Consider the following 24,842-nt stretch of genomic DNA (forward strand, 5'->3'; position numbering starts at 1 on the left):
GGGTGGAGCAGCCCGGTAGCTCGTCAGGCTCATAACCTGAAGGTCACAGGTTCAAATCCTGTCCCCGCACCCATACATCCCATAACGCCCGCCAGGACCTAAACCCCCCGGCGGGCGTTTCGGCGTCAAGGCCATGGCCGCCAACGCCTTCCCGCAGATCAGATCAGCCAAGCACGTCCGTCAGGCGTCGCCAGAGTTCTTGGTCGAAGTTCGGGTCCACCGCGGCCGCCCCGGTGCGGACGACCACTAATCGGCGGCTAGGAACCACGTAGAGCCGGCGGTCCAGAGCCCCGAAGGCGCCCACCAGATCATCGGGCGCGGTGGGGATCAGGGGGCCTTCCGCGCGTCCGCCCTGGGCGCGGATGACGTAGTCGCCGCCGTTCAGCCACCAGAGCCGCCCGTAGGCCGGGTTGGCGTCGGACGGCTGGAAGAGGGCGTCCAGCTGACCTTGCGAGATGATGCGGGTCCCGTCCTCCGCCAGTCCGTTATTGAGAATCATCAGCCCGAAGCGGGCGACGTCCTGCGGCGTGGTCACCAGGCCTGTGGCGTTCCCGACTGAGGCCAGCGCGGCCGGCCGCTTGCGCCACGCCGTCTGGCTCATGCCCAGCGGTGTGGTCAGCCAGTCCTGGGTGAGGGTCTCGAGGGGCTGGCCGGCGGCCGCGGTCAGGATGTCCTTAGTGATCGCATAGACCGGCGTGTTGTAGAGGAAGGCCGATCCGGCGGGCGCCACATAGGCGAACTGCTCATCGAGACCCGAACTCATGATCAGGAGGTCGATAACCCGGATCTTTGCTTCCTGATCGGCCGAGGCTTTTGACCATCCCTCGCCCAGGTAGCGCGAAACCGGCGCGTCCACGTCGAGCAGTTCCTTGTCGACGGCGACGCCGACGAGGACGGCGATGAAGCTCTTCTGCTGGGACGCGACGTCCTCCAGCAGGACGCCCTCAGCGGTCAGGCCATAGGTCAGGTTGGCGAACACCTGGTCGTCCTGGGGCGCGGGCCAGGCCTCATGGACCAGCATCTGGCCGTCCAGGATCACGATGAAACCGGTGCTGTTCTGGTGCTTCAGATAGGTGAGGAGGTCATTCATCGCAGCTGAGGCGGGGGCTTGGAGCGTGGGGTCAGGGGCGGTTTGCGCGCAGCCGCCTGGCGCCGTCGCCAGAAGGGCGAGGACCGCGGCGAGCATGCGAGGCTGAAGCGTGGATGTCATCGTCGCCTTCAGATGCTGTCGGCGGTGTTTGGGTGGGCGTTGCAAACCCTCAACCCCCTAGGCGCCGCCGCGCCCGCCGTCTGTCGCACACCCTTGCACAGCGTTATTTGGTAGGTCTCACGGCCGCTGCGGGCAAGCCATCTGCCCGGGGGTCCCGCGGTTGGCCGGCATAAGGTATGGTCCACAGGCCGAGGCGCGCATGCGACAATGGCGCGCCGAGCGCGCCTTGTGACGCAGCCAGGCTCAACGGGACGAACGTCGGGAGAACAATGAAATGGTGGGGCCAGACAGGCGAGTCTTCCTGGGCGCCGGCGCGCTGCTGTCGCTTGCCACCGGCGTCCCTGCCGCCCGCGCAACTCAACCGACCGGGAACAGCGCATCAATGAACAGCCCCTCCATCGAGGCCGACCTGCTTCGCTATGTCGGCTACGGCGAAAAGCGCGCCGGCGGCCCCGGCGACACGGCCTGCGGCGAGTGGCTGGCAGGCGAGCTTGCGGGCCTGGGCTACGCGGTCGAGCGGCAAACCTTTTCCGCGCCGTTTTTTGACACGCAGCGGGCCGACATCGAGATCGGCGGCGCCCATACCCCCCTTTATCCTCAGCCCATCGTCAGGCCCACCGGACCCGAAGGTGTCTCCGGCCCCCTGGTGCGGGTCGATTCCGGCGGCCGTTATTCCGGCGCGCTGGACGGCGCCATCGCCGTGGTCGATCTGGCGCATGCGCGCTGGTCGTCGCTGCTGTCGCCCGGCGCGAGAGATCCCATCAAGCGGGCCTTCGCCGGCGGCGCCAAGGCGGCCGTGGCGATCACCAACGGCCCCACCGGCAAGGTGATCGCGCTCAACGCCGATGGCCGCGGGCCGATGTTTGACGGGCCTGTCGCCTTGGTCGCGCCGGAGGACGCCGGCGACATCCTGGCCGGCGCCATGGAACGGCGAGAGGCGCGCCTCACCATCCAGGGGGACGGCGGGCGGCGAACGGCCTTCAACTTTGTCGGCCGGATGGACCGGGGCAAGGGGCGGTGGCTGGCGATCTCGACCCCCCGATCCGGCTGGTTCGTCTGCGCGGCCGAGCGGGGGCCTGGCGTGGCGGTCTGGCTGGATCTTGCACGATGGGCGCGCGACGCCCTCCCGGACCACGACCTGACCTTCATCTGCAATACGGGCCACGAATACGAATACCTCGGGGCGGCCGAGGCCATGAAGGCGATCGCCCCGCCACCGGCCGCCACGCACTTCTGGCTCCACCTGGGGGCGAATGTGGCGGCCCGCGACTGGCACGAGACACCCGGGAAACCCGCCCCGCTGCCCAGCGTGGACAGCCAGCGGTTCCTGTCGGTATCGCCCGATCTGCTCCCGATGGCCCGCGAGGTGTTCGCCGGCCAGACAGGCTATGAGGCCCCGGTCTCGAGCCAGGTGCTGGCCGCCGGCGAACTGGTCGAGGTCATCAAGGCCGGCTACAGCCCGGCCGCCGGGGTCTTCGGCATCCACCGCTATCACCACGTGGCCGAGGACGACGAGCGCTGCCTGAACGTCGCGGCGACCGTCGCAGCGGCCGAGGGCTTCCGTCGGCTCGTCGCCCAGGTGGCGGCGGCGGACATCTAGGGCCGGCGAACCGTTCAGGCCCCGGCCTCATCCCTGGGCTTGCAGATCGTCATGAAGCCGCCGGCCATGAATGCGGCCATGCGCTCCTTGACGGCGACGAAGTCCTCGGAGCTGCACACCCCGTTGGACAGCTTGTCGATGCGGCCCGTCCTGGCCAGCGTCAGCATGAGTGCGCCGGTGACGAAGTGGTAGCCCCAGAAGATGTCGGCCTCGGCGCAGTCGGGCAGGGCCTTCTTCAGGAGATCGATCAGGCGCAGGACCACCGGATCGAAGTGCTGGTCCATCAGTTCTGCGCCCCATTCGGGGGTGTTGGCCACCTGGGCGCCGAGGGCTCCATAGTTCTTCCAGGGCTCGCCGCCCTGGATGTAGAGATCAAGGTCGGTGTCGAGGAAGGCGCGCAGGGCGCCCTCGACCGTGGGGCTGCCCTGGGTTTCGGCGTCGTACCGGTCGAGCGCCGCCATCCGCAGATCGCGGGTGACCACGGCCCGGCGGGCGAAGACCGCGTCGAACAACTGCTTCTTGTCGTTGAAATAGTAGTTCACGAGCGTGTGGTGGGCGCCGACCTCCTTGGCGACATCCTTCAGCGTCACCCCATGCAGCCCATGGCGGGAAAACAGCCGCTCGGCCGCGTCGAGGATCTGCTCCATCTTGTCGGCGCGCTGTTGCTCCTTGGTGGGGCGCGCCGCCGTGCGCACAGGGGGCGCCGCCCTGCCCTTGGGCGAGGGTTTCGGGGCGCTCTCGGGGAGGGGATCACTCGCGGCCATACTCAGCTCTCAGTCGGGACTTGTCGATCTTACCAGTAGCGGCCAGCGGCATCTGTTCCACCCGGATGATGGCGTCGGGAATCCACCAGGACGCCACCCGGGTGTGCAGAGGCGAAAGCAGCGCCTCGTCGCTGACCCCCTCGCTGCGGGCCTGGACCACCAGGATCGGGCGTTCGCCCCACTTGGCGTCGCGACGGCCGATCACCGCGGCCAGGGAGACGCCGGGGATCTCATTGACCACCGCCTCGATCTCGGCGGGATTGATCCATTCGCCGCCGGACTTGATCAGGTCCTTCGCCCGGCCCGTGATGACCAGTTCGCCGCTTGCCTCGATGCGGGCGAGATCGCCTGTGGGGAACCAGCCGTCGTCGTCTGTGGCCGGAGACTCCTCGCCGAAATAGCGGCGCACCACCGCTGGACCCTTCACCACCAAATGGCCCTCCGCCCCCCGCTGGTCGGCGAGGGGGCGGCCCTCGGCGTCGGTCAGCAGCAGATCCACCCCTACCGCCGGCCGGCCGGAACGGGCGGCGGAGCGGTGGGGATCGTTCGGCCTGGCGAAGACGCCCGATGGCGAGAGCTCGGTCATCCCCCAGCTGGTCTGGACGGTGACCCCGAGCCGGTCTTCCAGCCGCGCCATGAGCGCCGGCGCCAAGGGCGCCCCGCCCACCACCAGGCGCTCCAGGGACGGCGTCTGGCCGCCGCTCGCCTCCACATGCTCCAACAGGCCCAGCCAGACGGTGGCGACCCCGACGCCGATGGTGACGCCCTCGGCCTCGATCAGCTGCGCCAGGGCCGCCCCCTCAAGCCGCCGGCCCGGCAGCACCATCCTGGCGCCCGCCGCCGGTATGGCGAAGGGCAGTCCCCAGGCGTTGGCGTGGAACATCGGCACCGCCACCAGCACGCTGTCACGGGCGGAGAGGCCCAGGACGTCGGTCTGCAGCAGGCGCAGGGTGTGCAGATAGCTGGACCGATGGGTGTAGGTGACGCCCTTTGGCGCGCCCGTGGTTCCGGAGGTGAAGCAGAGACCGCAGGGCGCCGTCTCGTCGAACTGGCCCCAGGCGATCTTGGGGGCTGCGCCCTCCATCAGCGACTCCAGGCGGATGGGGGCTGAATCGTCAGCCGTCGCCTCGGGGTCAATCAGCAGCAGGTCGATTTGCGAGGCGGCCGCCCCGACCAGCCGGCCTGCGAGATCCGCCAGGTCTTGGCTTACGATGAGAAGGCGCGCCTCAGACCGGCTGATCATCGCTGCAAGCTGGTCCGGCGTGAGCCGGGGATTGAGCGTGTGGCACACCGCCCCCATGGCCATGATCCCGTACCAGGCCTCCAGGTGCGCCTGGCTGTTCCAGGCCAGGGTGGCGACCCGGTCGCCGGTCCTGACGCCCCGATCATGCAGCACCTGTGAAACTCGGCGGGCGCGCTCGCGCAGGTCGGCATAGTTGATGCGGATCCGCCGGCCATCGGCCTGGGCGCTGACCACCTCGGCCTGCGGAGTCCATTTGGCCGCGTGGTCAAGGAACCTGTCGAGGGTGAGCGCATAGGCCTGCATCTCCCCATCGGCTACGGGCATGACGGCCCTCCGGCCGGGAGCGGCGGCGCCACGACGCCGACATTCCAGTTCCAGGCCGTGGTCCCGTCCTTTCGGCGCCGGCAGACGACGGCTTCATTCAGTTCGAACATGCCGGGCATGAGATCATGGCCCGGCTGGGGCGCATCAACGAAGGCCATGTAGGCCTGGTCCTCGGCATAGGGGCGCCAGACCGGCCCGCCCTCGACTGCCGGCGCCCCGCTGCGTGCGAAGCTCGTCCAATAGTCCATCATGGCCGCCGACAACGCCCGTTCGGCCGGCGTGTCGGGCGACGCGGGCCACCTGGGCGGCGTGCGACCCTGGGTCCCGAAGACGTAGGGGATCTCGGCGGCGTGGAAGGCGTGCAGGTCCAACTGATCGGCGGTCGGATAGCCATGGTCGAACAGGTAGAGATAGGCGTCCCGCCCCTGGGCGGTCTGGCTGCGCGCCAGACGTTCGGCGGTCCAGCCGTAGAGCGCATCCCGCGGCGCAGCCAGCACGCTGGCGGCCAGATCATCGCTCGGATAGAGCCGGAGGAAGTCTTCGGACAGGTCGCCGTAGCGCGCGCCGATGAGCGCTTCGTAGGCCTCCGGGCTCTCGGGCGGCGGCGGGGCCAGGAAGCGGAGCGAACGGATCTCCCCTTCATTGAAGCCGGTCAGGACGGGCGCCGCCGCCTGTTCGCCGCGATCAAACACCTCGACGAGCTGGCGCGGCATGACGCGGCCATCGACCGTCCCCCAGGGCTGGAAGCCGGCCGTGGCGGCGGCGATCGTCAGGGCCTGGGCGTCCATGGCCCGAAGCCGGGCCAGGCTGCGGGCTTCCAGCCGACGGCCGAGCTCTACGCCGGCGGACTCCGCCGAGGGCGCCCCGTGCCGATCGGCCTTCAGCTCCGGCGTCGAGATCATGTAGGCGCTCTGGGCCACCGCCTTGTGGAACAGGCCCCGGGCTGTGGGCGAGGCCATGAGATACATGACGCTCAGCGCCCCTGCGGACTCGCCGGCCACGGTGACATTGGCCGGGTCGCCCCCGAAGGCGGCGATACTGTCCTGAACCCACCTCAGCGCAGCGATCTGGTCGAGCAGTCCGTAGTTGCCGGAGACGCCGTCGGGGGATTCCGTGCTGAGTTCCGGATGGGCCAGATAGCCCAGGACGCCCAGCCGGTAGTTGATCGTGACCACCACCAGCCCCTGGGCGGCGAGCTTTGCTCCGTCATACATCGGCTCGCTGCCGGCGCCGGTCGTCAGGGAGCCGCCGTGGATCCAGACGAACACCGGGGCGTCGCGCCCCCCGGCGGGCGCCCAGATGTTCAGATAGAGGCAGTCTTCGCTGACCGCCCGGTGGCGTGCGGCATAGATGCTGTCGGGCCGGGATGGGGGCTGGGGACAGGCCGCGCCGAACTGCGAGGCCTCGCGGACCTCGGTCCAGCTCGCCGCCGGGGCCGGCGGACGCCAGCGGCGAGGACCCACGGGCGGGGCGGCATAGGGCAGGCCCCTGAACACCGCGACGCCATCCTGGACCTCGCCGCGGACCGGCCCGGAGACGGTCTCGATAACCGGGCCTCGGGCCAGCGCCTGGGCCGGCAGGGACAGAACTGAAGCCGCCAGCAGGGCGATCATGCTGCGTCTCATGCCCGCGCCTCCACGCCTTCGCGCCGGATCGCCCGGGCCAGCCACAGGAAGGCCAGGATCGCCACGCCGTAGAACGGGACCAGGCTGTAGAAGGCCAGTTGCAGGGAGTTGTCGGGGTGGGACGGGCGAAGCCAGTCGCTCATGAAGCCCAGATAGGTGGGCCCAAGTCCCAGGCCGATGAGGTTCATGACCAGCAGGAGGAGGGCGCCGGCCAAGGTCCTCTGGTCGGGGCGAACCTCTTCCTGCACCAGGGTGACGGCCGGCGAGAGGTAGAAGTAGTTGAGCCCCGTGGGCAGGGCGAGGAAGAGGAGCGCCAGGGGCCAACTCGGCGCCCAGACAAAGCCCACGAACAGCGGCGCGGCCAGGGCCAGCCCGATGGCGGGGATATAGGCGTAGGCCGCCTTCCATCGTGGCGCATAGCGGTCGATCAGCCGGCCTGAGACGAACATGCCAGCGCTCACCCCGACGCCGATCAGCAGGGCGTACCACAGGGCCACCTGCTGCAGCGTCATCCCCTTTTCGCGCATCAGGAAGAGGGTGGTGAAGTTCAGCACGGCATAGGTGATGAACTGCGTCGCCGCGCAGGCCAGGGCGGTGCGCAACAGCACCGGATGGGTGAAGAAGAGTCGGCAGGTGTCCCAGAAACTCGCCTGGGGCGGCGCTGCGGCGGTGGCGTCCAGAATCTCCGCAGGCGGAACCGCGGGCTGGTCCAGGGCGCCTCGCCGAGGCTCGCGCACAAAGACCCACACCGCCACGGCCGTGACCACGCCGATCGCGCCGACCCAGAGGAAGGCCAGGCGCCAGGAATAGGCCGCGGCGATGGAGGCGCCAAACGCGATGCCGATCGCCTGGCCGATGGGTGGCCCCAGATTGAACAGGCTGAGCGCCGTGCCCCGCCGGCCGGAGGGGAAGTAGTCGGAAATGATGGCGTAGGAGGGCGGCACGCCGCCGGCCTCGCCCACGCCGACGGCCATGCGCGCTGCAGCCAGTTGCGGATAGCTGCCCGCCAGGCCGCAGGCGGCGGTGGCGGCGCTCCAGAGCCCGCAGGAGAAGGCCAGCACCTTCACCCGGTTGGTCCGGTCCGCCAGCCATCCGACCGGCAGGGCGAGAATGCAGTAGAAGAGCGCGAAATAGAGTCCGCTGATCAGGCCAAGCTGACCATCGGTGACGCCCAGTTCGTCCTGGATGGGCTTGGCCAGAATCGACAGCAGCTGTCGATCCAGGAAGTTCAGGACATAGATGAAGCACAGGGTCGCCAGCACCGCCCAGGCCGTGGGGCCTGGGCGGGCGGTGACGGCCGCGGCGGGGGAATGCGCCTGGACCGACATCAGTAGACGTACCCGACACGGATGCCGATCGTGCGCGGGCGGACCCGGGCGTAGCGGCTGGCCGTGAAGGCCTCGGGGTGCACATAGGTCACCGAGCGGTCGTCAAACAGGTTCTCCACATAGGCGCCTACGGTGACGTGGTCGAAGGCGGCGGCCACATTGGCGTTCGCCACCGTATAGGCGTCGGTGTGGTCGAAGGTGGGGGTGGGGACGGTCGGGCGTCCGGGCGTATTCGGGAAGGTGTTGGGGAAGGAGCCCACCCGCTGGATCGAGAACGAAGCATTGCCCTGGCCCGTGGCGCCTACGGGGAAGCGATAGCTGGTGACCAGCGAGCCCTGGAATCGGGGGCCCGATAGCCGAACGCCTTCCTCGGCGCCGGAGATGGCGGCTTCCTGGGGCGACAGGTCGTCGACCTCGGAATCGTTGATCGCGCCGTTGAACGCGACCGTCCAGCTGGGGTGGGGGACGGCCAGCAGCTCGAACTCCAGCCCCTGGCTGATGGCGCCGCCGATATTGGTGGCGAACTGGACGGAGTCCGAGACCCGGTTGGCCTGGACCTGGATGTTGTTCCAGTCGATCCGGTAGAGGGCCAGATTGGCGCTGAGGCGGCCGTCCAGCCAGCGGCCCTTCAGCCCGACCTCGTAATTGATCAGCTTGTCGGAATCCGCCCCGGGCGGGATCACCAGGTCGGTCGGATCGACCACGCTGACCCGCCCGGCGAAGGCGTTGACGACCGGCGCGCGGAAGCCTGTGGCCACGGCGCCGTAGACTGTCATGTTCGATTGGGGACGCCAGGAGAGGCTGAGCCGGTATGAGGGGCCTTTCTCCTTGGCCTTGGCCCCTTCGGCCGCCACGATCGGCGTGATGGTCAAGGGACCCGACACCCCCGTCAGGGCCGCGGTCAGGTAGTTGCTGTTATAGCCGCCTTCCTCGGTGAAGGCCTGGGCGTCGATGGAGCCGTACCGAAGGCCGCCGGTGACCCACAGGTCGTCGGTGAAGCGATAGGTCAGCTCACCGAAGACCGCCTTCTCATGGGCGATCGAGTGGTTGTACAGCCGCTGGTAATATTCGTCGGGCAGGCCGGTGATGCCGCGGGCCGTCAGGAAATCCGGCCGCGAGCGATAGCCGAAATCCACATCCCGGCGACGCTCGAAGTAGAAGCCGCCCACCGACCAGTCGAACCGCCCACCGGGGTCGGAGACCAGCCGCATCTCCTGGACGAAGGTGTCGTCATAGGCGTCGGCGTCGAGGGCGAAGGCGATGGCCTGGGCGAAGGTGCCGGCCAGGTCCACATAGAAGGTCTGGTTGAACTCCGACCAGGTGGACGAACTGGTCAGGCGCGCGCCGTCGAACTGGTATTCGACCGTCACGTTCTGGTTGGTCATCTCGCCGGTGAACAGGTCCGGACGGTCGGAGATGCGCTTGTCGACCCCCAGGGCCGGGCTGGTCAGCGAGGAATCCTTGGGCTCGCTGTCCTCGTGGGAGGCGGTGAGCCGCACCGAGAGCCGGTCGGTGGGCTCCCACAGCAGACTAGCGCGGGCGCCCCAGGCCTCCAGCGCATTGGACCCTTCGATCCCGGCGCCGACATTGTCGATATAGCCCTCTTCGTCGCGGCGGAAGCCGACGATCCGCAGGGCGAGCCTGTCCTCGATGAGCGGGATGTTGACCATGCCGTTATAGCGCTGCCGAAGGGCGTCGCCGTCGGTCATGCCGAAATCCACCAGGGCCTCGGCCTCGAAGGCCGCGGGATTGGGCTTCTTCGTTAGGATGCGAAGGGCGCCGGCCAGGGAGCCCGAGCCGAACAGGGTGCCCTGCGGGCCGCGCAGGAATTCGATCCGCTCCACGTCGAACAGGGTGGGGTCCAGGATGGTCGAATTGCCGTTCGCCGAGATCGGCAGTTCGTCGATATAGATCGCCACCGTGCTCTGCAGGTTGGCGTTGTAGCCGTTGGTGGAAATGCCGCGGGCGGTGAAATTGTTGAAGTTGGCGCTGGCCCGGTTCAGCACGACGCCCGGCGTCTCGTAGGCCAGGCCCTCATAGCCGACGATGCCCTTCCGGTTGAGCTCCTCCTGAGACAGCGTCGTGATGCTGAGTGGCACGTCCTGCAGCCGCTCTTCGCGTCGGGTGGCGGTGACGATGACCTCCTCGACCACCGCTGCTTCGCCCTGGGTGCGCGTGGCGGCCGTTTGCGCCACGGCCGTCGAAGCCCCCGCGCACGCGACCGCGCACGCTGAGGCGAGAAGATACGCCCTCATTTGATGTCCTCCCTCGACGTCGGTCATGAGCGCCGACGTTCGCCGGGATGGGGCCATGATCGGGCCAGGGAGTCAATCTTCACTCTCAAGAGGGTGAATAACTAAGTTCGGTCAGTGACGCCCGCCCTGGGCTGCTGACACGTCGGGTTGGCTGCGCGTCCTCAGGCCGAGAGGGCTGTACGATCTCCGAGGCGGTCGTTCTCCGGCGGAGTCCGCAGGGAAGGTTCGGGGATGAGCCCCCGCTCGGCGGAGACGCGCACCGCGTCGCGGCGGCGGCTGACGCCGATTTTCCGGAACACCGACTTCAGGCGATACTTCACCGTGTCGGGGGACATGCCGATGATCCGAGCGATCTCCTTGTTGGAGTGGCCCTGGCTCAGATAGTAGAGCACGTCGCCCTCGGCCGCGCTGAGGCCGTGGAGGGTGCGGTTCGTGCGTGTGGCGGCCAGGGTCCTCGACAGGCCTTTCAGGAAGTGTTCGCGGAAGCGGTCGGCGCCGAAACCCGCGGCGATGGCGTCATCGAGCAGCGGTTGCAGGATGGCGTGGGCGTCGATGAAGGGCCGCGAAAGGCCCTGGAACACGGCCAGTTCAACGGCCTGATCGAAGGTGATGCGGGCCTCGGCCTCGTCGCCCAGTTCGTGCTGACCGTGGGCCAGCAGGATGTTGACGTCGATCAGGAGACGCGAGGCGCCATGCGCCTCCGCCCATCGCTTCAGTTGGCCAAGCTCGGCGAGGGCCTCAAGGATCAGGCCCTCCTGCAGCATCAGCCGGCCGCGGCAGAGGGCTGCGGCCACGGCGACCGGGCGGTACCCCGGCGAATCTTCCGCCATCGCGTCCGCCAGGGCGTCCAGGCCGATGGCGGACGCCCGGCTATGGATCACCTCCAGGGACGCCTCGCTCATCAGGAGGAGCTCGATCTCGCAGAGATCGGCCAGCAATTCGAGCTGCCGCAGGCGCCGCCGCAGCGCCGTACGGCGCGCGCGATCGACCACATCCAGCGCCTCGTCGAGGGCGCCGGCGCCGGCCAGGGCGCGAGCCTCGGTGAAGTAGGCCGCGGAATAGACGTCCACCCAGCCGTCGAACCGCTCCATATGCGGAAGCGCCCAGGCCAGCAGGGCGCGCGCCTCATCGGCCTGATCAAGTTCATACAAGAGCACCGACTGGAAGGCCGCGCAGTTGGCCGCCAGATCCGACTGGCGCCCAAAATTATCGACGATCTGGCGCCAGGCCTCGTCCAGGATGGCGGCCGACTCGATGGACCGGCCCTGGGCGCGCTTGATGCGGGACTCCAGGAAGCGGGTGAACAGGTCGCTATAGAGCGATCCCAGGGCCTGGTAATGGTCCCGGGCAGCCAGGGTGGGCTGCAGGGCGCGCTCCAGCCAGCCGCCCTCGAAATATTTGGCGCCCACCGTCTCGCTGGTGTTGGCCAGCACGAGGTGGTCATTGGCCGGCAGCTTGCGGAGCAAGGCCTCGCGGGCCAGCAGATCCTCCAGGCGCAGGGGCTGGTTTTCGTAGTCGCTCAGGGTGTCGCCCACGACCTGGATCTCGGTCTGCAACTCGGCGGGCAGATGGTCCTGGCCCTGGGCAAGGAAGCCGTCGAACGAGGCCCGCGCCAGGCCCAGCTCGCCGGTCTTGATCTGAAGATAGACCTCGGCGAGCGCCAGGCAGGGACGGGCGGCGATGGCGGCCTTGGACAGTCCGGCCAGCCCACGCTCCACCACCCCCTGTTGGCCCTGGGGGATCAGCCGCCAGCCGCCTGCGGTCTCCAGAATCTCCGCCAGCAGGGCCTGGTCGCAGGCCTGCAGGGCGTGGTTCACCGCCTCGGCGATGTCGCCGCCTTCCGCAAACCACCGCGCCGCCCGCCGCTGCAGCGCGGCGTGGAGGTCGCGATCGACCCGCAACAGCCGGTCGCGCATGCAGTCGGCGAACAGCTGGTGGTAGCGATAAGCGTCTCGGTTCGGCGTCACCGGGGCGAGGAAGACCCCCTGCTGTTCGAGCCTTTCCAAAAGTAGCCCGCCATCGGTGCGCTCAAGGAGGACATTGACCAGTTCTCCCGTCAGGCGGTTGAGCACGGCGGTCTGCATGACCAGGTCCCGGGTCTCGTCCGGCAGGGTCATGAGCACCTGTTCGGAGAGATAGCGGGCGAGCTCCACGCTGGGGCCTGAGAATCTCGCCATCGCCTCGTCCTGCGGGACGCCGCGCTGGAGCGACAGGCCGGTCAGCTTGACGGCGATGGGCCAGCCCTCGGTCCGTTCAAGAATCCTGTCGACATCGCCGGCGGCGAGGCCTCGCCCGGCGCGCTCCAGCAAGGTCTCAGCCTCCTGCTCGGAAAAGCGGAGGTCGGTCACGTCGATCTCAAGGAACTGCGCCTCTGCGGCGAGCACGGACTGACCAAGCGAGGGATAGTCCCGCGAGGCGAAGACGAAATGGCAGTGGGCCGGCGCCAGGCGGATCATCGACTGCAGGAAGGCCGTGACCTGCGGGCTGTCGGCGTGATGCAGGTCATCGAGGATAAGAACGAAGGGCAGCTGGCAGGCCGCAAGCTCGTGCAGAATGGCCGAAAGCGCCGCCCGGGGCGGAAGCTCGGCAGGGTGTGGTCCGCCCCCCGCGCCCTCGGCCTCGTCTCCACGGATGGCCAGCATCAGGTAGCGCACCAGGCGTTTGACATCCCGATCGTCGCGTTCGAGGCTCAGCCAGGCCGTTCGAACCCGGCTTGTCGCCAGGCTGTCACGCCATTGGGCCAAAAGACTGGTCTTGCCGTAGCCGGCCGGGGCGTGGATCAGCGTCAGGCGGTTGTCCAGCGCCGCCCGCAGGCGCTCAAGCAGCGGGGCGCGCCGAATCTGATCGCCGATCCAGACCGGCGGATCAAACTTCGCGGCCAATAGGTCGTCCACGGAAGTCACGAGCGCTCGAGGCCTCATCCCTACGACAACTTCAAGTCAGACTAGGGGCTAGTCGTAAGGGACGCAAAACGCCGATCACCCGTTGGCGCGCGGACTTACCCGTTCTGTCTGCGTGATTACCCTTCTGGGCGCCGATATCACCCGCCTTGCTCATTGCTCGCTCATCCCAGGGCGCCTCTAATCCACGGCGTAGCGGGGCGACGAGGTGTAAGCGTGCGAATTGGCGTCGATGTGGGCGGGACGAATACCGACGCCGTGCTGATCGACAGCACCCGTATCCTGGCCTCGACAAAACAGCCCACCACGGCCGATGTCCGGACCGGCGTCGCCGCGGCGATCACCGAGGTGCTTGGCCAGGCCAAGGTGTCGCCTGAGGCGGTGGGGGCGGTCATGATCGGGACCACCCATTTCACCAACGCCCTGGTGGAGCGCCGCCGGCTGGATCAGGTGGGGGTATTTCGGCTGGCCTCGCCGTCGGGGGAAGCACTTCCGCCGTTGACCGGCTGGCCGGCGGGACTGGTCGAGCAGTTGGGGAAATCCATCTTTCTCCTGCCCGGTGGGCATGAGGTCGATGGACGCGAGATCGCGCCCTTCGATGAGGCCGCTGTCCGCCAGGCCGCCCGCGCCTGCCGCGGGGCCGGCCTGACCGCCATCGCCGTCACCAGCGCGTTTGCGCCGATGAACGCCACGATGGAAACCCGCGCCGAGCGCGTCATCCTGGACGAGCACCCGCAGGCGGTGGTCAGCCTGTCCCACGCCATCGGCCGGCTGGGCCTGATCGAGCGTGAGAATGGGACCATCCTCAACGCCGCGCTGACAAGCCTGGCGAGACAGGTCATCGCCTCCTTCGCCGAGGCGCTGCGCGATCTTGGCCTCGCGGCGCCGCTCTACATCTCCCAGAATGACGGCACGCTCACCTCGTCGGAGAACGCGGCGCGATACCCGGTCATGACCATCGGCTCGGGCCCCACCAACAGCATGCGGGGCGCGGCGTTCCTGAGCGGCATGCAGGACGCCATCGTCATGGATGTCGGCGGCACCACCTGCGATGTCGGCGTCCTGGCGGGTGGCTTTCCCCGCGAGTCCGCCGTGGCCGTCGATATCGGCGGGGTGCGCACCAACTTCCGGATGCCCGACGTCCTGGCGCTGGGCCTGGGCGGCGGCGCCTGCGTCCATCTCGACCCGGCCCTTTACGTCTCGGACACGCTCGATCCGGACAAGTTGCGGGTGGGGCCGGAGTCGGTCGGCTTCCGCATCACCGAGGAGAGCTACATCTTTGGCGGTGAGACCCTGACCGCCAGCGACATCGCCGTGGCCGTGGGCCGGGCACGCTTTGGCGACCCCGAAAACCTCCCGAACCTCAGCCTGGCGGTGCGCGACGGGGTCTGGAACCACATGCAGGACATGCTCGCCAGCGCCCTCGACCGGATGAAGACCGCCCCTGGGGACGCCGACATCATCGCTGTGGGGGGCGGCCATTTCCTGATCGGCGACAGCCTTCCCGGGGCGGCCAGGGTGGTGCGCCCGCAGCATGCCGCCGTGGCCAACGCCATCGGGGCCGCCATCGCCCAGGTCGGCGCCCAGCTGGAACAGATCCTCGACTATGACCAGACCCCCCGCGAGGCGGCGCTGGCGCAGATGAAGGCCCAACTCGCCGACCAGATCGCCGCGGCCGGCGGCGTCGCTGAGACCTTCCAGGTGGTGGATATCGACGAGATCTTTCTCAGCTACCTCCCAGGCCGCGCGGCCCAGGTCCGCATGCGGGCGGTGGGCGATCTTGAGCACCTCGCCGGCGCGTCGACGACGGGGGTGGACGTTTCCGCGGAGGCCAGACATGCGCATTGAACGCACGGCCCTGGCCGATCTGGCCTGGGGCGCCGCCTTCCTGGGATCGGGCGGGGGCGGGGATCCCTATTACAGCCTCCTGCTGGCGGAGGCGGCCTTCGAACGCTCTGGCGGTTTCGAGCTGATCGGTCTGGATGAGATCGCCGATGACGCCCTGGTGGCGCCCTGCGGCTGGATCGGCGCGCCCACGGTCTCGGTGGAGAAGCTGCCCAACGGCAATGAGGCGGTGAGCGGCCTGCGGCGACTGGAAGCGATCATGGGGCGCCGCATCGACGCCGTGCTGCCGATCGAGATCGGCGGCGGCAACGGGCTTGCCCCCTTCCTCGCCGCCGCAGAGCTGGGCGTGCCGGTGCTGGACTGCGACGGAATGGGCCGCGCCTTCCCCGAATCCCAGATGGCGATCTTCAATATCCGCGGGCTTTCGGCCTGTCCGTCGATCGTCACCGACGCCTCGGGCGCGCTGGCGGTCATCGAGACGACGGACAACGACGCCCATGAGCGCATCGCCCGGGGGCTCTCGGTGTCCATGGGGGGCATCGCCCACATGGTCGAGTATCCGCTGTCGGGCGCCCAGGCCAAGGCCACAGCCATCCCCGGCAGCGTCAGCACGGCCTGCGCCATCGGGGCGGCGGTGCGCCGCGCCCGCGCCGACGGGCGCAGTTCCTTTGCGGCGCTGGAACGGGCGGTGGAGGCGACGGGCCTCTATCCCTATTGCCGCACGCTTTTCGACGGCAAGATCGTCGATCTTGAACGGGAGACCCGGGGCGGCTTCTCGGTCGGGCGGGTCATCATCGAAGGGCTGCGCAGCTCCAGCCGGATGATGATCGAATTCCAGAACGAGAACCTGGCCGCCTGGGGCGACGGGGTCCTGCGGGCCATCGTCCCGGACCTGATCACCATCATGGACAGCGAGACCGCCGACGCCATCACCACCGAGCGGCTGAAGTATGGGCAGCGGGTCCGTGTCGTCGCCGCCGCCGCGCCGGCCCAGTTGCGGGACGCCACAGCCCTGTCCTTCGTGGGCCCGGCGGCGTTCGGATATGACACCCCCTTCGTCCCCGTCGAGCGCCTGAATGCGGAGATCGCAGCGTGAGCACATCAGCGCCGACGGACAACTACGCCAGTGGTCCGTTACCCGAGAGCCTCACCATCCCGGGCTGGCGGGTGGCCTTGATTCTGGCGAGCTTCACCTTCTCCTTGCCCGGCTTTCTGAATGGGGCGCAGATCGGCCTGGCGGTGGGCTTCTGGCCAGCCCTGCTGGTGTCTGTGCTGGCGGGCCTGATCCTCTGCGCCGGGGCAGCCCTCACCGCCGTGGTCAGCGTGCGCACGCGGCTGACCACCTACATGCTGGTCCAGCGGTCCTTTGGGGGTGGGCGGCGCGGCCCTGGTGAACCTGGTGGTGGCGGTGATCCATTACTGTTGGTTCGGGGTGAATGTCTCCTTCCTGGGCGACGCCCTGGTGGCGGCCCAGACCGGCGGCTACGGCCCGCCCGGGGACTTCGCCCTGTTCGTGATCGTCGGCAGCATCGTCATCACGCTCTCGACCATCTACGGGTTCAAGACCCTGGATCGCCTGGCCATGGTGGCCGTACCCCTGGTGGGGGTGATCCTGCTGATCGTCTGTGTGCTGGCCGTTCGCGCCGGCCCCTTCGAGCTGGCGGCCGTCGCCAACCCCCCGGCGCCGATGAGCTTCGGCGTCGCCCTGTCCTCCCTGGTGGGGGGCAATATGCTGGCCATCGCCGCCATGCCTGACCTGTCGCGCTTCATCCGCAGCGAGCGGGGCGCTGTCTCGGCCATGGTGCTGTCCTACCCGCTGGCCACCCCGATCTTCATGGTCATCTCGGTTCTGATCGCCCTGGCGACGGGCCGCACCGACATCATGCAACTGGTGGTGAGCTATGGGCTCGGCGCGCCGGCTCTGGCCATGCTGCTGCTCTCGGTCTGGACCATCAACGCGCTCAATCTCTATTCCGCCGGCCTGTCCATGGCGGCGACCTTCCCAAGGGTCCCGTCCTGGATGTTCACCATCGGCGGCGGCGCTTTGGGCTGCCTGTTCGCGCTCATGGGCATCCTCGACGCCTTTATTCCCTTCCTGGTGGCGCTTGGCCTCATCATTCCGCCGATCGCGGCGATCTATGTGATCGACGGGTTCATGGTCTTCCGGTCAGGCGAGGCGTCCTGGAGCGGCAGGTTCCGGTGGGAGGCGATCGGCGTCTGGCTGGGGTCCCTGGCGATCACCATGCCGGCCACCGCCCTGGGCTGGACGGTGACCACGGTCCCGGCCCTGGACGCCACCATCCTCGCCGCCGTCGCCTATCTGGCGCTGCTTCGACTCCGCAAGCGGATCTGATCCTTCAGGCGCCGCGCGCTGCAACCGGGAGATCTCCATGACGCGTCTGGCCCTCCTGCTCTGCAGCGCCGCCCTGATGGCCCCGGCCGCGCAGGCGCAGGCCCCGGCGCCGAGCGCCGGCTATGTGGTGCCGGAGACCGAGGGGTGGGAGATCGAGAGCCGCCAGGGCGAGATCTACGGGATCTATGTGTCGCGCCCGCCGGGGGAGGCTCCGGCCGGGGGCTATCCGGTGCTCTATGTCCTGGATGGCGACGCCGTGTTCGCAGGCTTCGCCGAGGCCCGCCGGATCCAGAGTCCCTATGCCACCGGCGCCGACAAGATGATCATCGTCGGCGTCGGCTATCCGGGCGGGAGCCTCTATGACAGCCGCCGGGTCGGCGACTTCACCCCGCCCATACGAAATCCCGCGCTCGCCGCCTATCACCGCGACGACCCCCAGGGGCGGCGCGAGGCCTTCGCCGCCTTCCTGCTGGACGAACTGCGCCCCGAGGTCGCCCGGCGATACAGCGTTCATCCAGATCGCCAGTCGCTCTATGGGCATTCCCTGGGCGGCCTCTTCGCCCTGCACATGCTCTACACCCGGCCAGACGCCTTCCACACCATTACGGCCGCCAGCGCGAGCCTCGGGTGGGATGATCAGATGATCCTGGCGGAGGAGGCCGCCTTTCGCGCCGCCCTGCGGTCAGCCACCCCGCCAGAGCGGGTGGCGCGGTTGCTGCTCCTGGTCGGCGAGGGCGAGGAGGCTCCGGTGACCATCATCGACAACAGGGCCCTGGCGGCGCGCCTGCAGGCGCTCTCGGCCGATGGCCTGCGCAGCCGCTTCATGCTGCTGGAGGAGGAGGGACATCTGAGCGTCCCCCATCGCGCCCTGACGACGACCCTGCGCTGGGCGAACCAGTGGCCCTGATGGGCGCGCCGCTCTAGCCGTGTTGAGCTCACGGCGGGGATCGGGTCGCCCCGTCCCCGCCGTGCTCGTCGCAGCGCCCGACCGCCAGGGGATCAGGGACGGACGGGAGCCTTCAGCGCGTCGAGGGCGCCATGCACGGCTCGACCGCGGAAGAGGGTCACCAGGACATCGGTCTGGTCGATATCCATGGGCGGCAGTTCGAAGATGTTCTGGTCGAGAACGATCAGGTCGGCGCTCTTGCCGACGGTGATAGAGCCGGTGACGTCGCCGACGCCGTTGGCCACCGCCACGTTCAGCGTGTGGGCGGCGATCGCCTGTTCCAGGGTGATGGCCTCCTCGGCCAGCAAGGGCGGGGTGACCCGGTCCTCATAATTGACCCGCGTGACCGCCACCTGAATCCCCGACAGCGGGTCGGCCGTGGCCACGGGCCAGTCGGCGCCGAAGGCGACCATGCCGCCGCCGCGCAGGATGGAGCCGGTGGGATAGATGTAGGTCGAGCGCTCGGGTCCGATCGCGGCCTTGGTCAGGTCCATATAGGGATAGTTGGATGACCAGGTCGGCTGGAACTGGGCGATGACGCCGAGCTCGCCGAACCGCGGCTGATCCTGGGGATGGATCACGTTCATATGGGTGATCATCGGCCGGTCCAGGGCGCCGTTGGCGGCGATTGCGGCCTCAAAGGCGTCGAGGGCCACGCGCACGCCCCGATCCCCGATCGCATGCACATAGGGCTGGAAGCCAGCCGCGCCGAGCTGGGTGACGGCGGCCGTGAGCCGCTCAGGCTCGATCTGCAGGGTTCCGCTTCCCTCGGAGCCCTCATAGGGCTCGATCATGGCCGCGGTCTGCTGCGGGATGACCCCGTCGAGGTAGAACTTCACCGTCCGCGCCTTCAGGCCCCAGGCCTCGGCGCGGTCGGCCGCGGCGATCAGGGCCGGGATCTGCTCCAGACCGCGGTCATTGTCCCACTTCAGGGCCAGGGTGACGTCGAGGGTGAGCGCGCCCTGATCCTTCAGCGCCTTGTAGGCGGCCATCATCTGGCTGGTTCCGTCCGGGGCCAGGTCGATGCCGGCGTCGTGCAGGCCGGTGATCCCCAGGCTGTTGAACAGCTCGACCACATAGATGATCGAGGCCTCGATCTCCTCCCGGGTTGGCGGCGGGACTTGGCCGGCGACCAGGGCCATGGCCGATTCCTGCAGCGCGCCGACCGGCTCGCCTGTGGTCGGCTCGCGGTTGATCTCGCCGTTGGGGGGATTGGGGGTGTCGGCGGTGATCCCGGCGACGTCGAGGGCCTTGGAGTTGACCCAGAACGTATGGCCACCGACGGATTCGAAGATCAGCGGCCGGTCGCTGGACACCTGGTCCAGAAGGTCCTTGGTCGGTATGCCGCTGGGCGGAAAGAGGGAGTCCTCCCAGCCGACGCCGTAGACGACCCCGTCGCCGGGATGGGCGGCGACACAGCCGGCGATGATCCTCTGGTATTCCTCGATGCTGCGGCCCTTGTGGAGGGAGCAGCGGGAAAAGGCCATGCCGCCGAACACCGGATGCACATGGGCGTCGGCGAAGGCGGGCAGGACCAGCCGGCCCTGGGCATCGATCACCTGGGCCCCGGTCTGGTAGGGCGCCAGGGCCGCCTGGGACCCCACCGCCACGATCAATCCGTCCTTGACGGCGATGGCCTCGGCCCATGGCTGGTCGGGGTCGACGGTGTAGATCCGGGCGTTGGTCATAACCAGATCGGCGGCGGCGGCGGCGGCGGCCTGGGCCAGGGCGTTAGGGGTTGCGCAGGCCCCCAGGGCCAGCACAGCGACGCCGGCGGCGAGGATGCGGGCCAGAGGGGCGGGGCGGGGACGCGGCATACGGTACATGGAAGAACCTCTACGGGCGGCCAGAGGCGCCGATGCGCCTCCGGCTCGTGATCATCAGAACCTGCGCTTGACGGAGGCGAGCACCGTCCGATCCTTGGCCGCCGTGCAGGTGCCGGAGTTCGGGGCGTAGATGCTGCAGAGGTCGTAATACTCCTTGTTGAGCAGGTTGCTGGAGTTCACCGAGACCTCCCAGTCGCCATAGGCCGCCGAGATCATGGCGTCGACCAGGGTCACGGACGGCATGACCAGGGTCTGGCTGGCGTCGATCCGGTCGCCCACATGACGCACGCCGCCGCCGATCCGGAGCTTCCAGTCGTCGCCGATGAAGAAGGTCTTCGTGCCCCAGAGGGAGGCCAGCCGCCGGGGCTGGCCGGCGATCCGGTCACCGGCGGTCAGGGCCTGGCTGGAGGTGATCACCTCGGCGTCGATGTAGCTGTAGGAGGCTGTGACGTCGAAGTTCTCGGGCACGCGATAGACGGCCTCGGCCTCGAAGCCCTTCGAGCCCACGGCGCCGCCCTGGATGAAGTTCTGGATGTTGGCCGGGTCCTGGGAGAGGTAGTTGGTTTCCTCGATGTCGAAATAGGCCAGCGTCACCAAAGCCCCGCGCATGGGCTCCCACTTCACGCCGCCCTCGTACTGGCGGGCGAGGCGGGGCTCATAGGGATTGCCGTAGAAGTCGCCGCCGGGCACCGGCAGGAAGGACTCGGCGTAGTTGAAGTAGGGCGACACGCCCTCGAACACCTCGGCGATCAGACCCCCGCGGAACGACCATTTGGTTTGGTCAGCCTCGTCCACCCCATTACGCCGCGATGTGGCGGTGTCCCGGCGCATGCCCACGACCAGGTGAACCCGTTCGGCATAGCTCAGCTGGTTCTGCACATAGACGCCGAACTGGGTGCTCCGATAGTCGAGGCTGTTGAAGGCCCCATAGGGGAAGGCGACGCCATACTGCGGGTCATAGACATTGATCGGCGGCGGGGACGGGTAGGGGTAGAAGTTCAGATACGAGAACCCCTCGTCCTTGGTCTGGTCGAACCAGATATAGTCCACGCCGACCAGGACGTTGTGGCTGATGGCGCCGGTGTCGAACTTCACGCTGACGTGGTTGTCGGTGTTGAACACCTTGCTCTTCTCGTAGTTCACATAGAACTCGCGCTTGAGCATCGTCTCGGCGGGGTCGGCCCACTGAGAGTCGGTGTAGTTGGTGTAGACCTCCTGGTAGTCGGTATCCATGTCGCTGAACCGGCTGGCGCTGCGGAAGCTGATCGCGTCGCTGAGCCGGTGGTCGATGACCATGGCCAGGGAGGTGAACTCCGTATCCATCTTGTTGAAGTCCGGCTCGCCCTGGAAAAAGTTGAAGGCGACCTTCTCGGCGTCGTTGTCGGCCAGGAACGACTTGAAGAGCGGCGCGTAGCCCAGCGACCCTTGCATGTCCTTCTGGTAGAGGGCGATCAGGTTGACCGAGGTGTCGGGCGTCAGCTCGAACCGCAGGGAGGGGTTGATGACCAGGCGGTCGTCGGCCGTGCCCCACTGGGTCTCGCCATCCCGCCAGACGCCCACGAAGCGCGCCGCCACCTTGTCGGAGAGGGGACCGGTGAGGTCGATCTGACCCTGGACGCGATCGTCAGTGCCGACAAAGGCGCCCACCTCGCCGCCGAACTCGAACCGGGGCGTCTTGCTGACCCCGTTCAGCACGCCGCCCGGGCCGCCGGCGCCGTAGAGCACCGACGACGGGCCGCGCAGCACTTCGGCGCGTTCGAGGGTGAAGGTCTCCAGCCGGGCGCCATAGATGAAGTCGGGCATGCGCTTGAGGCCGTCGAGGTACTGCGCGGCGTCAAACCCGCGGGACACGACGAAGTCGCCCCGGGAATCGATGCTGCCGGGCGAGGCGACGCCGGCGGTGTAGCGGAACACATCCTGCAGATCGACGACGGTGCGGTCCTCGATCTCCTGGGCGGTGATCACGCTGATGCCCTGGGGCACCTCGGTCAGTTCGGTGTCGGTCTTGGTGGCGGCCACGGCGCGGGCGCCCACCACCACCACTTCATCCACATTGCTCGCTTCGGTCTGGGCCAGGGCCGCCATCGGGGCGGCCAGGGCGCAACTGGACATCAGCGCGACGCACAGGCGCCTGGCGGCCTTCGGTCGATCGATGAGCTTAAGCATCACATACACCCCCGTATTATGTTCGTTTCGACGACCCGCCGCGGCGGCGCGCGAGGCATCCCCAGGGCATTGAACACCAGGCTGAACAGAGGCCGACGGGGTTTTCAGGGTAAGTCAGCCCAAAGATGGGTAAGCGAACCCGCCCCACCCAGCGCCCCGGGGCGAGCCTGGCTGGACGTCTATGTATCGGACCCTTCGCGGGTCTGGCGCATCAGCTGGGCGAGGGGGGACGGCGACAGGCGCTGGAGAATCTTCTCGAAGGTCTCCGGGGTCTCGTCCTGGCCCAGCTTGAACTTTCCCACCTGACGGATCACCCGGGCGCGGAAGGCGAGGATGCGCTGGGCCAGGGGCTCGTAACGCGCGCCCATTCGGTCGGGCGTCCATCGGCCCTGTTCCATCGTCTCGACCAGCTCAGCCAGGGCGCGATCATTTTCTCCGGCGTCAAAGCGCACCTCGACCTCGAAATAGGCCAGCGCATAGTTCCAGGTCGGCGCCCACCCCGTCGGGCTGACCCAGGCGGTCGGCACATAGGCGTGGGGCCCCATGAAGATCACGAGCGCCCGGGGATCGGCCTGCAAGGCCTCGATCTGCGGGTTGGATCGCCCGAAATGGCCGAAGAATTCGGCGACGCCGCCCTCGGCGTCGAGCTGGGCCAGCAGCGGCAGCGGGGTGACATGGGCCGGCGGCCCGCTGGTGGTCACCAGGCCCAGGATCTGGTCGCTCACGAACGCGCCCACCTCGGAGGGATGGGCGGGGTCGAACGGAGAGATCGGCTGCGGCCTGTCGCTCATGCCTCGTACCTTGGCTGGCCATCGACGATGGTCTGCAACACCTGGATCTTAGCCAGCCCGTCGATGGGCGCGGTCAGCGGATTGACGTCCAGCACGGCGATGTCGGCCAGCCGGCCGATGGACAGTTCGCCCAGGCGATCCTCCTGAAAGCCGGCATAGGCGTTCTGCCCCGTATACGCGATCAGCGCCTGCTCCACGGTGATCTTCTCCTCCGGAATCCAGCCGTCGGGATTGGCGGCGTCGATCGTCCGGCGGGTCACTGCGGCATGGACGCCGGTGATGGGATCGATCGGTCCCACCGGCCAGTCCGAGCCAAAGGTCATCCGCGCCCCGGCCTCCAGGAACGAGGCGAAGGCGTAGGTCCCGGCCAGGCGCGCCGGGCCGATCCTCTGGACCGCCCAGCGCCCGTCGTCGATGGCGTGGAAGGGCTGCACCGAGGCGATCACATTCTGGCGGGCGAACCGCGGAATGCTCTGCGGCCGCACATGCTGAGCGTGTTCGATGCGAAAGCGGCGATCCCGCGCGCCATTCACCCGCTCGGCCTCCGCAAAGATGTCCAGGACATCGTCATTGGCCCGGTCGCCGATGGCGTGAACGGTCACATGCAGGCCGTGGCGATCGGCGGCGATCACCGCCTCGCGCAGCTCGTCCAGGGCCATGACCCGCGTGCCGCGCTGGTCGGGGGCGTCGGCATAGGGGTCGTAGAAGAGCGCCGTGCGCGAGCCCAGCGAGCCGTCCGCCAGACCCTTGACGCCGCCCCAGCGCACCCAGTCGTCGCCGCGGCCATGGCCCGCCACGAACTCGGCCATCCTCTCCCAGTCCTGCAGGGGCACGAAGGAATAGAAGCGCATGTCAGTTTCGCCCCTGCCGCGCAGGCGCAGGAGTGAGTCCTGGACGCTCCAGTCGATCTCCGGGCAGTGGACCTGGGCGACGCCGCGGCTGAGGCCGTGGGCGATGCCGGCGCGCATCGCCTCGTCCGTCTCGGCCTCGCTCGTCGGCGGGATGACCCGGTCCACGAGGTCCTTGGCGTTGTCGCGCAAGATGCCTGTGGGCTCGCCTGAGGCGTCGCGGTCGATTACGCCGCCGGCCGGATCTGGGGTCTCGCGGGTGATCCCGGCCAGGCGCAGGGCCAGGCTGTTGACCAGATACATATGCAGATCGGTGCGCGGGGCGATGAAGGGGGTCTCAGGGCTCGCCGCATCGATCCAGTGGCGGTCGGGCAGCTGACCGCCCAGACGCTGCTCGTCCCAGGAGCCGCCCCGAAGCCAGCGCCCTGGTCTTAGCTGCGAGGCGGCCTGGCCCACGCGGTTCACAAAATCGGCGCGGTCAGCCGCCCCCAGCAGGTCGGGCTGGGCCAACATGGTCGAGGCCAGCCGGAAATGAGTGTGGTTGTCGATGAAGGCGGGCATGGCGAAGGCGCCGGCCAGGTCGATCACCCGGGTTCGAGAGGTCGTCAGGGCGCGGACCTGACCCGCCCCCACAGCCGCGATCTTGCCTGCGGCCACGCCGATGGCGTCGGCCAGGGGCGCGCTGGGCCGCCCCGTCCAGACCTGGCCGTTCACGAGCGCCAGGTCGAGCCCGGTGTCGGCTGCGCGGGCCGTCAGCGCCTGGGTCGACAGCAGGGCCAGGGCGCCTGCCCCCAGCAGATGGCGACGATCAATCATGG

General features: G+C 68.5%; 16 protein-coding genes. 5 read left to right on the forward strand and 11 right to left on the reverse strand.

Annotation, left to right across the window (positions count from 1 at the left end):
* Nucleotides 1-163: 163 nt before the first annotated feature.
* Nucleotides 164-1,090 carry a serine hydrolase domain-containing protein gene (locus Q7S93_RS15600; RefSeq protein WP_304714872.1) on the reverse strand — a complete coding sequence of 309 codons (927 nt, stop codon included), beginning with the start codon at nt 1,088-1,090 and terminating at the stop codon, nt 164-166.
* A 502-nt stretch (nt 1,091-1,592) separates the two neighbouring features.
* Between Q7S93_RS15600 and Q7S93_RS15605 the strand changes: the two genes are divergently transcribed.
* Complete coding sequence (locus tag Q7S93_RS15605) at nt 1,593-2,810, forward strand: hypothetical protein (RefSeq protein WP_304714874.1); 1,218 nt, start codon at nt 1,593-1,595, stop codon at nt 2,808-2,810.
* Between the two features lie 14 nt (nt 2,811-2,824).
* On the opposite strand, the gene Q7S93_RS15610 is transcribed toward Q7S93_RS15605, so the two are convergent.
* The 6 genes from Q7S93_RS15610 to Q7S93_RS15635 form a co-directional block, all read right to left on the reverse strand.
* Nucleotides 2,825-3,457 carry a TetR/AcrR family transcriptional regulator gene (locus tag Q7S93_RS15610; RefSeq protein ID WP_304714978.1) on the reverse strand — a complete coding sequence of 211 codons (633 nt, stop codon included), beginning with the start codon at nt 3,455-3,457 and terminating at the stop codon, nt 2,825-2,827.
* A 103-nt stretch (nt 3,458-3,560) separates the two neighbouring features.
* Nucleotides 3,561-5,141: an AMP-binding protein gene (locus tag Q7S93_RS15615; protein WP_304714875.1), complete on the reverse strand. Its 1,581-nt coding sequence runs from the start codon at nt 5,139-5,141 to the stop codon at nt 3,561-3,563.
* A complete protein-coding gene (locus Q7S93_RS15620) occupies nt 5,132-6,766 on the reverse strand; it encodes a carboxylesterase/lipase family protein (RefSeq protein WP_304714876.1) in 1,635 nt (544 codons plus the stop codon). Before Q7S93_RS15620 ends, Q7S93_RS15615 begins: the two co-directional genes overlap by 10 nt.
* Nucleotides 6,763-8,094: a spinster family MFS transporter gene (locus Q7S93_RS15625; protein WP_304714877.1), complete on the reverse strand. Its 1,332-nt coding sequence runs from the start codon at nt 8,092-8,094 to the stop codon at nt 6,763-6,765. The genes Q7S93_RS15620 and Q7S93_RS15625 overlap by 4 nt, the downstream gene beginning before the upstream one ends.
* A complete protein-coding gene (locus Q7S93_RS15630) occupies nt 8,094-10,289 on the reverse strand; it encodes a TonB-dependent receptor (RefSeq protein WP_304714878.1) in 2,196 nt (731 codons plus the stop codon). Before Q7S93_RS15630 ends, Q7S93_RS15625 begins: the two co-directional genes overlap by 1 nt.
* Nucleotides 10,290-10,510: 221 nt before the next feature.
* Entirely contained in the window at nt 10,511-13,231 is a 2,721-nt protein-coding gene (locus tag Q7S93_RS15635; protein ID WP_304714879.1) for a helix-turn-helix transcriptional regulator, read from the reverse strand.
* A 234-nt stretch (nt 13,232-13,465) separates the two neighbouring features.
* On the opposite strand from Q7S93_RS15635, the gene Q7S93_RS15640 reads away from it, so the two are divergent.
* From Q7S93_RS15640 to Q7S93_RS15655, 4 genes are all read left to right on the forward strand, one after another.
* Nucleotides 13,466-15,097, forward strand: a complete 1,632-nt coding sequence (locus Q7S93_RS15640) for a hydantoinase/oxoprolinase family protein (protein WP_304714880.1) — start codon at nt 13,466-13,468, stop codon at nt 15,095-15,097.
* Nucleotides 15,087-16,190, forward strand: a complete 1,104-nt coding sequence (locus Q7S93_RS15645) for a DUF917 domain-containing protein (RefSeq protein WP_304714881.1) — start codon at nt 15,087-15,089, stop codon at nt 16,188-16,190. Before Q7S93_RS15640 ends, Q7S93_RS15645 begins: the two co-directional genes overlap by 11 nt.
* Before the next feature lie 276 nt (nt 16,191-16,466).
* A complete protein-coding gene (locus Q7S93_RS15650; protein WP_304714882.1) occupies nt 16,467-17,447 on the forward strand; it encodes a cytosine permease in 981 nt (326 codons plus the stop codon).
* Between the two features lie 37 nt (nt 17,448-17,484).
* Nucleotides 17,485-18,354, forward strand: coding sequence for an alpha/beta hydrolase (locus Q7S93_RS15655; RefSeq protein WP_304714883.1), 870 nt, complete (start codon nt 17,485-17,487; stop codon nt 18,352-18,354).
* A gap of 92 nt (nt 18,355-18,446) precedes the next feature.
* Here the strand turns inward: Q7S93_RS15655 and Q7S93_RS15660 are convergent, their stop codons facing one another.
* The 4 genes from Q7S93_RS15660 to Q7S93_RS15675 all read right to left on the reverse strand — a co-directional run bounded on the left by Q7S93_RS15660 (nt 18,447) and on the right by Q7S93_RS15675 (nt 24,840).
* Nucleotides 18,447-20,219: an amidohydrolase gene (locus Q7S93_RS15660; protein WP_304714884.1), complete on the reverse strand. Its 1,773-nt coding sequence runs from the start codon at nt 20,217-20,219 to the stop codon at nt 18,447-18,449.
* Between the two features lie 54 nt (nt 20,220-20,273).
* Nucleotides 20,274-22,385 carry a TonB-dependent siderophore receptor gene (locus tag Q7S93_RS15665; RefSeq protein WP_304714885.1) on the reverse strand — a complete coding sequence of 704 codons (2,112 nt, stop codon included), beginning with the start codon at nt 22,383-22,385 and terminating at the stop codon, nt 20,274-20,276.
* A 179-nt stretch (nt 22,386-22,564) separates the two neighbouring features.
* Complete coding sequence (locus Q7S93_RS15670; protein WP_304714886.1) at nt 22,565-23,176, reverse strand: FMN-binding negative transcriptional regulator; 612 nt, start codon at nt 23,174-23,176, stop codon at nt 22,565-22,567.
* A complete protein-coding gene (locus Q7S93_RS15675) occupies nt 23,173-24,840 on the reverse strand; it encodes an amidohydrolase (protein WP_304714887.1) in 1,668 nt (555 codons plus the stop codon). The genes Q7S93_RS15670 and Q7S93_RS15675 overlap by 4 nt, the downstream gene beginning before the upstream one ends.
* Nucleotides 24,841-24,842: the final 2 nt, after the last annotated feature.

Source organism: Phenylobacterium sp., from assembly GCF_030646615.1.
Taxonomy (GTDB): domain Bacteria; phylum Pseudomonadota; class Alphaproteobacteria; order Caulobacterales; family Caulobacteraceae; genus Phenylobacterium.